This window comes from Pseudorhodoplanes sp. (assembly GCF_050250235.1).
Classification (GTDB): domain Bacteria; phylum Pseudomonadota; class Alphaproteobacteria; order Rhizobiales; family Xanthobacteraceae; genus Pseudorhodoplanes.
The window spans coordinates 1-8,490 of the sequence record NZ_JBFWPA010000196.1; the positions used below are offsets into that span (position 1 = coordinate 1).

Below are 8,490 nucleotides of genomic sequence, written 5' to 3' on the forward strand. Positions count from 1 at the left end.
GTAACCGTCCATTCCTAACACGTCGCTCAGGCTGCGGCGGTTATTCGGGCCCAGTTCCAGGGCAGCAGGTCGTCCAGCCGGGCCATCGGGTGGCCGTTGGACATGCGGTCCAGCACGTCCCGGAGGTAGGCGAAGGGCTCGACATCGTTGAGCTTGGCGGTGGCGAGGAGAGAAGCGATAACCGCCCATCGGGCCGCTCCGCCGTCGGAGCCGGCGAACAGATGGTTCTTGCGACCCAGCGCGATCGGCCGAATGGCGCGTTCGACGGTATTGTTGTCGAGCTCGATACGGCCGTCACCGAGGAACCGGCAGAGAGCTTCCCAACGGGCCAGCGCATAACGGATGGCGTCGGCCAGAGCGCCCTTTGGCGGGATCCGATTCAGCTGGGCTGCGAGCCAGACCTTCATGGTCTGGACTAGCGGCAACGACCTGATACGTCGCGTCACCAGCCGTGCCTGGGCCGATTGGCCTCGAATGGTCGCCTCGATCGCATAGAGCTCGGCGATACGGCTGAGCGCTTCGGCCGCGATAGGCGATCTGGTTGCCTCATGCACGTCGTAAAACTTGCGCCGTGCGTGCGCCCAGCACGCTGCCAGCATGATGTCGCCGCGGTCGGTGAGCCGCTCGAAGCCGGGATAACCATCGACCTGAACGATGCCCTTGAACTTCGCCAGGTGAGCAGCGGGGCGCTCGGAGCGACGATCCGGGCTGTAGAAGTAAACCGCTGCTGGCGGCTCCGGTCCGTTCCAGGGTCGATCATCCCGGGCATAGACCCAGAGCCGGCCAGTCTTGGTGCGGCCCCGGCCGGGATCGAGCACCGGGATCGGCGTGTCGTCGGCGAACAGTGTTTGCGAAGCGAACACATGCTCGGCGAGCCGCGCCTGCAGCGGCTCAAGCCACCAGACTGCTCCGCCGACCCAGTTGGCCAGCGTCGAGCGATCGAGTTCGACACCCTGCCGGGCGAAGATCTGGCTCTGCCGATAGAGCGGAAGGTGATCGCAATACTTGGAGACCAGGACATGGGCCAGGAGGCCGGGCGTGGCCAGGCCCTTGGCGATCGGCCGCTCCGGAGCCGGCGCCTGATGGATGCTCCCGCAGGCCCGGCAGCCATAGCGTGGCCGGCGGATGCGGATCACCCGCAGCCGCGCCGGCACATGATCGAGCATCTCGCTGACGGTCTCGCCGATCAGATGAAGCAGACCGCCGCAGCAGGGGCAGGCCTCATGTTCGATATCGAGCTGCATGTCTTCACGCGGCAAGTGTGTCGGCAGACTCGATCGATCGAAGCGCTGCGCCTTGTCTGCCTTGTCCGTCGCTGGAGGAAGCTTGGCCTCAACGAAGGCGAGGTCGGCCTCGAGGTCCTCGAAGCCGAGCCGCAGTTGATCGTCATCGAGCTGCTCCGCGCGGCGGCCGAACTGACTACGCTGGAGTTTTTGAATGATCAGCCGCAGCCGTTCGATCTCGGCATGGGCATCAGAGAGAGCGGTGCGCTCGACTGCGAGCGAGCGCACCAGCCGCTGTAGTGTCTCCACATCGTCCGGCAGAGCGGCAAGATCGATGTCCATGCGCGGGAAGATACTCTGAATCGCGGACTGCCTCACCAGGCGACATGATGTTGAGTCAATCCGCCGCAGCGATCATCCTGCCACTGCCGGCCGCCATCGCTGTTCCGGCACTCGCCAATCGACACCATCGATCAGAAGCGACAACTGCGCCGAGGTCAACGACAGCGTCTCGCCAGGCTCGATGCTCGGAGGCCACAGGAAGACACCGTGCTCGAGCCGTTTGGTGAACAGACAGAAGCCGGTACCATCCCAATAAATGATCTTGATGAGATTGGCCCTGGTCCGGCCCCGGAACACGAACAGGTGGCCTGTAAACGGATCCTGATGCAGGACGCCTTGCACCAGCATGGCGAGGCCGTCGATGCCCTTGCGCATGTCGATATAGCTCGATGCCAGGTGCACCTTCACGTTCGGAGGAAGCAGTGTCATGACACGGCCTCCTCGTCGTTGTCGGTAATGTGTACCGCGATGAAGGTCGGCTCGGCTGCACTGGCAAGTTCCTGCTTCCACCGAAAAACGAGCCGCACGGCGATCCCGTAATGCCGCGCCACCGCGGATAGATTGGCGCCCGGCTGCGTTGCCTCCTCGACGATCCGGCGTTTGTCTTCCTCGTTGAACGCTCGCCGGCGACCATCACGTGCCGGTGGGACAATCGGCCGCGACACCGGCTCCGTAGTCATATGACCAAGGCTATGACTAGCGATGTGACTAAGCCTATGTCTTAGGCCGGAGGTTCGGTACAGCAGCTTGCGCTCAGGAGGTTGCGGCTCGGCTCTGAACTTCTGACGCCAATTCTCGAATGCCTTCTGCGGGAGACCGTGAAGCTCGCAATATTGCCGCTGATTCAAGTCGCTACGCTTCCAACCCTCATGATGCGCTCGCCAGAAAGCCTCGTGCTGCCGCTTCCATCGTCGCTGTTCGCTCGCCATCCGTTCTCTCCCAATTTGCAAATCGAGGGCGCGAACAGATCGTGCTCATGAGTCTTCGGGCAAGTGTGTGAGAAATGGACGCTTACAATACAGGGAAGTCTCCCCTGATATTCTCGCGAAATTTCCCTGATCCGCAAAATCCGTCCCTGTTTTTTTTCACAGGGAAAAAGCTCAGAAGTGCCCGTCAAATAGGAGCTTTTGCGCTCTCAAGCCGCCTACATCGGAATTTGCGACATTTTACCCTGTATTTTTCCCTGTTTTCGCGCGCGCAGAATTAGAGACTGGTTCGACGCACACTGTTCGGCGCGCCAGTAACGAACGGTCCGTTCCGCACACATGGGTGAACGATCGTACCTAAGAACATTTCGCGCCTGAGACAGGGGTGACAACCCGTCGAAGGTCACAGCCGCCAGGTCACTCTCAGTCGCAAATCTCAATGCGCCGCGGTGTTGGCCAGTGAAGCGCGCGCCCAGGCCGCGAGATCGTCGGACGGCGACAGGTTGGTCTTGAGCGCCACCGGCTGTGAATCCACCAGCAGGACGGCAGTCGGAATGCTCCGCACGCCGAAGCGGGCGGCGAGTTTTTCGCTCTCGTCGATCGACGCGCCGAGCACCGTGAAGTCGCCATCGAGCTGCTGCGAGGTGCGAGAAATCATCGGCGCCGCGGCGCGGCAGGAGGCACACCAGTCGGCGGTGAATTCCAGCAGGATCGGGGTCGCGACGCCGACGGCGATCGCATCGAAAGTCGCGTCCGTCACCTTGCGCAGGCCTGGTTCCGTGGCTTTGCCTTGCGTTGCGGAGGTTGCGCCGCGCTTGCGTTGCCGATCGCCGGACGTCCGGAACGTGGCTGCGAAATCCTCGAGCGTTTCGACCGTCACGTTCATGGCGCGGCCCTGGCGCCGGTTGAATTCGTCGCTTTCCAGTTCGGTCCAGAACGAGTCGTTCAGGCGGTTGGCGATGTTGAACAGTCCGATGGCCATGGAGATTTCGACGATTTCCGTCTCGGTGAACACCGCCTTCATTTCCTCCCACAGCGCTGCGTCGCGCTTGGCGGTGTTGAGGGTCATGGCCTCGGCCCAGGCAATCGCGGCCTTCTCCCTGCGGGAAAACGCGTCGCAGGTCTTGTAGGCATCGGACTGGAGCGCTTCGAACTCCTCCTTCGACAGCCCGAGCGACTCGCCGAGGATGCGCGTATGCGCGGTGCAATAGGCGCATTCGTTGACGATCGAGGTCTTGACGCTGGCGAGATTTCGCAGCCGCACGTCGGTCGAGGATCCGAGATTGGGCTGTCTGATCGCGGCGACGAAACCGAGCCACCATCGCGCGACGTAAGGGCTGTGCGTGGCGATGATCTTCAGCAGGTTCGCCGAGCGCCCGAGCATGTGATTGGAGGCCTCGATCACTTCCTTGGCGATGCCGGTGGCGTCTTCTTCCGAGATCATCGAGAGGCGTTGGGACATCAGGCAGTCTCCGAATTTCAGTTTGCGGGTCAGCGGCCGTCGTGTGCGGCAATCGCGACGATGACCGGCTTGTTCGAGCGGTTGCTCCAGGCATGGCGCGTTCCGCGCTGCACCACGATCTGCCCGGCGCGCAGATCGACCTCCTCGTTATCGAGCACGAGCGTGACCTCGCCTTCGATCACCGCGCAGAAATCGAGGGTGCGGGTCTGCTGCAGATAGGGGTGCGCGCCCTCGCCGAACCGCGAGGCGCCGGGTGCCCCCATCGCTGCGAAATAGGCGCGAACCTCGCTCTCGCCGACGCGGCCCTTCCAGGACTCGTCCGGCGGCAGCGTCATGTAGCGCATGACCGAACCGTTGGCGGGCGGCAGCATCCGGTGCGGCAGCTGCAAGGTCTCGAACACGATCTTTGCCGGTGTCGAATCCGTGACCCAGACCCGCGTCGAAGCGAAGCCCGGCCGGGCAGGGTCCAGCCAGATGTCGGGAGCGGGCCCATCGGAAACCAGCGACGACTTGCCAAGCTCGCGATCGATGGTGACGATCCGGCGGACCGGACGAATGCCGGCAGGCATTTTGAAATCGGCAGGCAGGGCAATCGTCTCGTCCGGGCCCTGTCCGAGCCCGGCTTCGCCGTCTTCGAACCGCGCCGAGATCATGTCGAACATCATGGTTGCGCCACTGCCGGGAACCGCCCAGCGATGCCAGGCGCCGACCTGAACCACGATATCGCCGGGGCGCATCGTGAGCTCGACGTCATCGAGAACGAGCACGCGCTCGCCGGTCAGCACGATGCCGTAATCGACCGTCTCGGTCTTGTGCATCGGCGAGGTGAACGCGTTGTTGTAGCCGCGATCCCACATCCGTCCGGGCGGAATGACCTTCGGCGCATGCGGCGCTACGAAATCCTTGTCGTTGTTCGGATCGTAGCCGGGCGGCGGACCGTCGGCCTTGACCACGCGCAGATGGCCACCCTCGATCGGGCCGGGGAAGTTGTAGCCGAGATTGGCGTCGTCGTTGGTGCCGCTCAGCGGTGCCGGACTTTCATTCCAGATCCACAAATCGGTGTAGCGGCGGCCGGAACCCATCGACGGCGCATGCATCTTTTCGGACTCGCCGTCCCAGACCACCCTGGAGCGGCCGCCGGCATCGGTACCGGTGACGACGCGGCGAAACGTCTGGTTCGATCGCGCTGGCGCGACGGGGCTTGGTGCAAGGCGGGCTTCAGACATCTGAATCGATCCGTATGGCTTCGAGAAAGCGGGACACGCAGTTATAGGCGCCGATGGTCGCGGTCAGCTCGACCATCTGCCGCTCCGGAAAGGCCTCCTTGACCTTCGCGAAGACGTCGTCCGGCACCTGGATCTGGCGCGTCATGGACTCGGTGTAGGCCAGCACGATGCGCTCGACCGGATCGTATTCGGGCGATTGCTGCCAGTTTTCCAGCGCGTCGATCTGCGCCTGCCTGACCCCGGCGCGCAGCGCATAGGGAACGTGTCCCTCGTACTCATATTGCGCGCGATTGAGCAGCGCGATCCGCAGGATCGCCAGCTCGCGATAATTGCCGGGCAACTGGCATTTCTGCCGGATCGCGGTCAGAAAGGCGAGCCAGCCTTCCGCGACCGGCGGGCTCTGCAGCAGCATGCGATACAGATTGTGCATGACGCCCGCGCGCTCGGCGCGAATTCGCCTGGCCAACGCCGCGACTTCGGGGTCGCGGTTCTCGTCGGCATACTCAATGCGTGCCATCGGTCGGGGTCTTTCCTTTCATCGATCCGTCAGATTCAGGCCGACCTGGTCGCGCCAGGTCGCGCGATTCTTGCGCAGGGTCCCGATCACCATCGCCGCCAGGATCAGGGCGACGATGGAGAACAGCGTGATGGTGATCGGCCGCTCGAAGAAGATCAGGTAGTCGCCGCCCGACATCGCGAGCGATTGCCGCAGCGACAATTCGAAGATCGGGCTGAGCACGAGGCCCATGACCACCGGCGCCGGATCGAGTCCGAGCTTGCGCATGGCAAAGCCGATGGCGCCGAACAGGATCATGAGCCACACGTCGCCGACCGACTGGTTCAGCGAATAGACGCTGATGACGCAGAAGCAGAGCAGGATCGGATAGAGATAGGTGTAGGGAATGCGCAGCAGGTTGACGAACAATCCCACCATCGGAAGGTTGAGCAGCAGCAGCGCGACGTTGCCGATATACATGCTGGCGACGAAGCTCCAGAAGATCGCCGGATGCTCGACGATGAAATTGGGGCCGGGCGTGATGCCATGGAACATGATCGCGGCGAGCATCACCGCGGCCACCGGACCCGCCGGGATGCCGAGCGACAGCATCGGGACGAAGGCTGCGCTGGCGGCGGCATTGTTGGCGGATTCCGGGCCCGCCACGCCTTCGATGGCGCCGTGGCCGAATTGCTCGGGATGGCGCGACAGCCGCCGCTCCAGCGCATAGGACATGAACGACGCGATGATATGCGCGGCGCCCGGCAGGAGCCCGATGACGAAGCCGAGCGCGCTGCCGCGGCCGATCGGCGCAAGCGAGCGGGTAAATTCCGCGCGGGTCGGCGCGAGTTCGCGAAGCTTTGGCGCCCTGATCTTGACCGCGGTCGCGGAGGCGGCGCTCAGCATGATTTCCGACAGACCGAACAATCCGACCGCGACCGGAATGAGACCGATGCCGTCGCCGAATTCGATGACGCCGAACGTGAAGCGCGTATAGCCGGTCATCGTGTCGATGCCGATGGTGCCGAGCAGCAGCCCGAGCGCCGCGAGCGCCAGCGTCGCCCAGGCCGAACCCTGGCTCATGGTCGCGAGGGCCAGCAATCCGATGGTCAGCAGCGCGGTCATTTCCGGCGGACCGAACAGCAGCGCGGTTTCGGCAAGCGTCGGTGCCACCAGCATCAGCAGCACGACCGAGATCGTTCCGGCCACGAAGGAGCCGACCGCCGCGATGAACAGCGCGGCGCCGGAGCGGCCGCGCTTGGTCATCTCGTAGCCGTCGATGCAGGTGATGACGGACGCCGTCTCTCCCGGTATGCGCATCAGGATCGAGGTCGTGGAGCCGCCATACATCGCGCCGTAATAGACTCCGGCGAGCACGATCAGCGAGACGGCGGGATTGAGGCCGAAGGTCGCCGGCAGCAGCAGGCTGATCGCCGCCAGCGGGCCAAGCCCCGGCAGCATGCCGACGACCGTGCCGATGATGCAGCCGGCGATGCAGTAGATCAGCACCGAAGGCTGCAGCGCGAAGGCGAAGCCGTGCAGGAGGCTTTCGACGATTGACATCGCGGCGTCAGATCCCGAACGGCCCGAGCGGCAGGTTGATCTTCAGCGCGTTGTGCAGCAATGCGTAGGTCGCAACCGGGAACAGCACGGCGATCGGCAGGACCACGCGCCAGTCGCGGCGTTCCAGCGCGCCGAGCAGTACGACCAGCACGGCGGCGACCGTCAGCCGGAAGCCGAGATGTTCCAGCGCAAGGGTTGCCGCCGCCAGCACGACGAGAATGGCGAGCGGCCGGCCGTTTTCCCACCAGCTTGAAATGTCGAGACGCGACTCGTCCGCTCTCCATGCGACCACCGCACCGAACGCCGTCAGCAGGACCGACAGGATCAGCGGGTAGTAAGCGGGTCCCGGTTCCGTTGCATCGCCGAGCGGATATTGCAGCGACAGGCCGATCGACACGATGCCGATCAGGCTGAGCGCGGCGCCCGCGACACGCTGGTTCCGGAGACCCGATACCGCAGCCGTCACTTCTTGGCTCCGGGCGTGATGGAATCGACTGCGGCGTTCACCTCCTTGGTCTGCTTCTCGAGATAGGCTCGAAACGCATCGCGACCCAGCGGGACCAATTGCGTGCCGGCGTTTTTCATCGCTTCCTTGAATCCGGGCTCCTGAATCGCGGCGGCGACCTCGGATGCAAGCTTTGCCAGGATCGGCGCCGGGGTCTTGGCCGGAGCGAACAGTCCGGTCCAGACGGCGAAGTCGATCGGATATCCGAGTTCGGTGGACGATGGGACATCCGGGAAGGCGGAGTTGCGTTCCGCGCCCAGCGTCATGATCGGGCGAATCTTGCCGGCTTTGGTCTGTGCGGTGGCACCGGCGACGACCATGGTGCCGACATCGACATGCCCGCCGAGCAGCGCCGTGATCGCGGGCCCGCCGCCATTGGTCGGCACGTGGCGCATCTTGCCGCCCGCACTGCGCAGGAACATTTCCATCGGCACATGCATCGGGCCGAAAACGCCGCTGGACGAGTACGTCATCTTGCCCGGCTGATCCTGGATTTGCTTGAGCAGGTCCTTGACGTTCGTGACCTTGCTCGAGGCCTGAACCGCAACGATGATCGGGTCGGCGGTGAAGCGTGCCAGCGGCTCGAACTGGTCCGCGGAAAATGCCGCCTGCCGCCCGAGAGCCTTGTCGGCGACCGGAATGAGCAGCAGCGAGGTCTGGGTGAGAAGCAGGGTGTAGCCGTCCGGTTTGGCATTCGCGACCAGCGCGGTTCCGACGGCGCCGGCGGCGCCGGCACGGTTCTCCACC

Annotated in this window: 9 protein-coding genes; all 9 read right to left on the reverse strand. The window is 64.0% G+C overall.

Annotated features, from left to right (window positions below; translation table 11 throughout):
* Nucleotides 1-26: 26 nt before the first annotated feature.
* On the reverse strand, nucleotides 27-1,565 hold the full coding sequence (gene tnpC / locus AB7F49_RS35970; protein WP_428531654.1) for an IS66 family transposase: 1,539 nt from the start codon (nucleotides 1,563-1,565) through the stop codon (nucleotides 27-29).
* A 72-nt stretch (nucleotides 1,566-1,637) separates the two neighbouring features.
* Nucleotides 1,638-1,994: an IS66 family insertion sequence element accessory protein TnpB gene (tnpB, locus tag AB7F49_RS35975; protein ID WP_428531657.1), complete on the reverse strand. Its 357-nt coding sequence runs from the start codon at nucleotides 1,992-1,994 to the stop codon at nucleotides 1,638-1,640.
* Entirely contained in the window at nucleotides 1,991-2,494 is a 504-nt protein-coding gene (gene tnpA / locus AB7F49_RS35980; protein WP_428531660.1) for an IS66 family insertion sequence element accessory protein TnpA, read from the reverse strand. Before tnpA ends, tnpB begins: the two co-directional genes overlap by 4 nt.
* A gap of 433 nt (nucleotides 2,495-2,927) precedes the next feature.
* Nucleotides 2,928-3,953, reverse strand: coding sequence for a thioredoxin domain-containing protein (locus AB7F49_RS35985; RefSeq protein ID WP_428531663.1), 1,026 nt, complete (start codon nucleotides 3,951-3,953; stop codon nucleotides 2,928-2,930).
* Nucleotides 3,954-3,982: 29 nt separating this feature from the next.
* Nucleotides 3,983-5,179, reverse strand: coding sequence for a cupin domain-containing protein (locus AB7F49_RS35990; protein ID WP_428531666.1), 1,197 nt, complete (start codon nucleotides 5,177-5,179; stop codon nucleotides 3,983-3,985).
* Nucleotides 5,172-5,696, reverse strand: a complete 525-nt coding sequence (locus tag AB7F49_RS35995; RefSeq protein ID WP_428531669.1) for a carboxymuconolactone decarboxylase family protein — start codon at nucleotides 5,694-5,696, stop codon at nucleotides 5,172-5,174. The genes AB7F49_RS35990 and AB7F49_RS35995 overlap by 8 nt, the downstream gene beginning before the upstream one ends.
* An 18-nt stretch (nucleotides 5,697-5,714) precedes the next feature.
* Nucleotides 5,715-7,238: a tripartite tricarboxylate transporter permease gene (locus AB7F49_RS36000; protein ID WP_428531672.1), complete on the reverse strand. Its 1,524-nt coding sequence runs from the start codon at nucleotides 7,236-7,238 to the stop codon at nucleotides 5,715-5,717.
* A 7-nt stretch (nucleotides 7,239-7,245) separates the two neighbouring features.
* A complete protein-coding gene (locus AB7F49_RS36005) occupies nucleotides 7,246-7,704 on the reverse strand; it encodes a tripartite tricarboxylate transporter TctB family protein (protein ID WP_428531675.1) in 459 nt (152 codons plus the stop codon).
* On the reverse strand, nucleotides 7,701-8,490 hold a 790-nt coding region (locus AB7F49_RS36010), incomplete at its 5' end, for a tripartite tricarboxylate transporter substrate binding protein (RefSeq protein WP_428531678.1). The genes AB7F49_RS36005 and AB7F49_RS36010, both read right to left, overlap by 4 nt.

Excerpts from the sequence above, each read along its gene's own strand:
- tnpC (WP_428531654.1), bottom strand. The coding sequence starts at position 1,565 with ATGGACATCGATCTTGCCGCTCTGCCGGACGATGTGGAGACACTACAG.
- tnpB (WP_428531657.1), bottom strand. The coding sequence starts at position 1,994 with ATGACACTGCTTCCTCCGAACGTGAAGGTGCACCTGGCATCGAGCTAT.
- tnpA (WP_428531660.1), bottom strand. The coding sequence starts at position 2,494 with ATGGCGAGCGAACAGCGACGATGGAAGCGGCAGCACGAGGCTTTCTGG.
- AB7F49_RS35985 (WP_428531663.1), bottom strand. The coding sequence starts at position 3,953 with ATGTCCCAACGCCTCTCGATGATCTCGGAAGAAGACGCCACCGGCATC.
- AB7F49_RS35990 (WP_428531666.1), bottom strand. The coding sequence starts at position 5,179 with ATGTCTGAAGCCCGCCTTGCACCAAGCCCCGTCGCGCCAGCGCGATCG.
- AB7F49_RS35995 (WP_428531669.1), bottom strand. The coding sequence starts at position 5,696 with ATGGCACGCATTGAGTATGCCGACGAGAACCGCGACCCCGAAGTCGCG.
- AB7F49_RS36000 (WP_428531672.1), bottom strand. The coding sequence starts at position 7,238 with ATGTCAATCGTCGAAAGCCTCCTGCACGGCTTCGCCTTCGCGCTGCAG.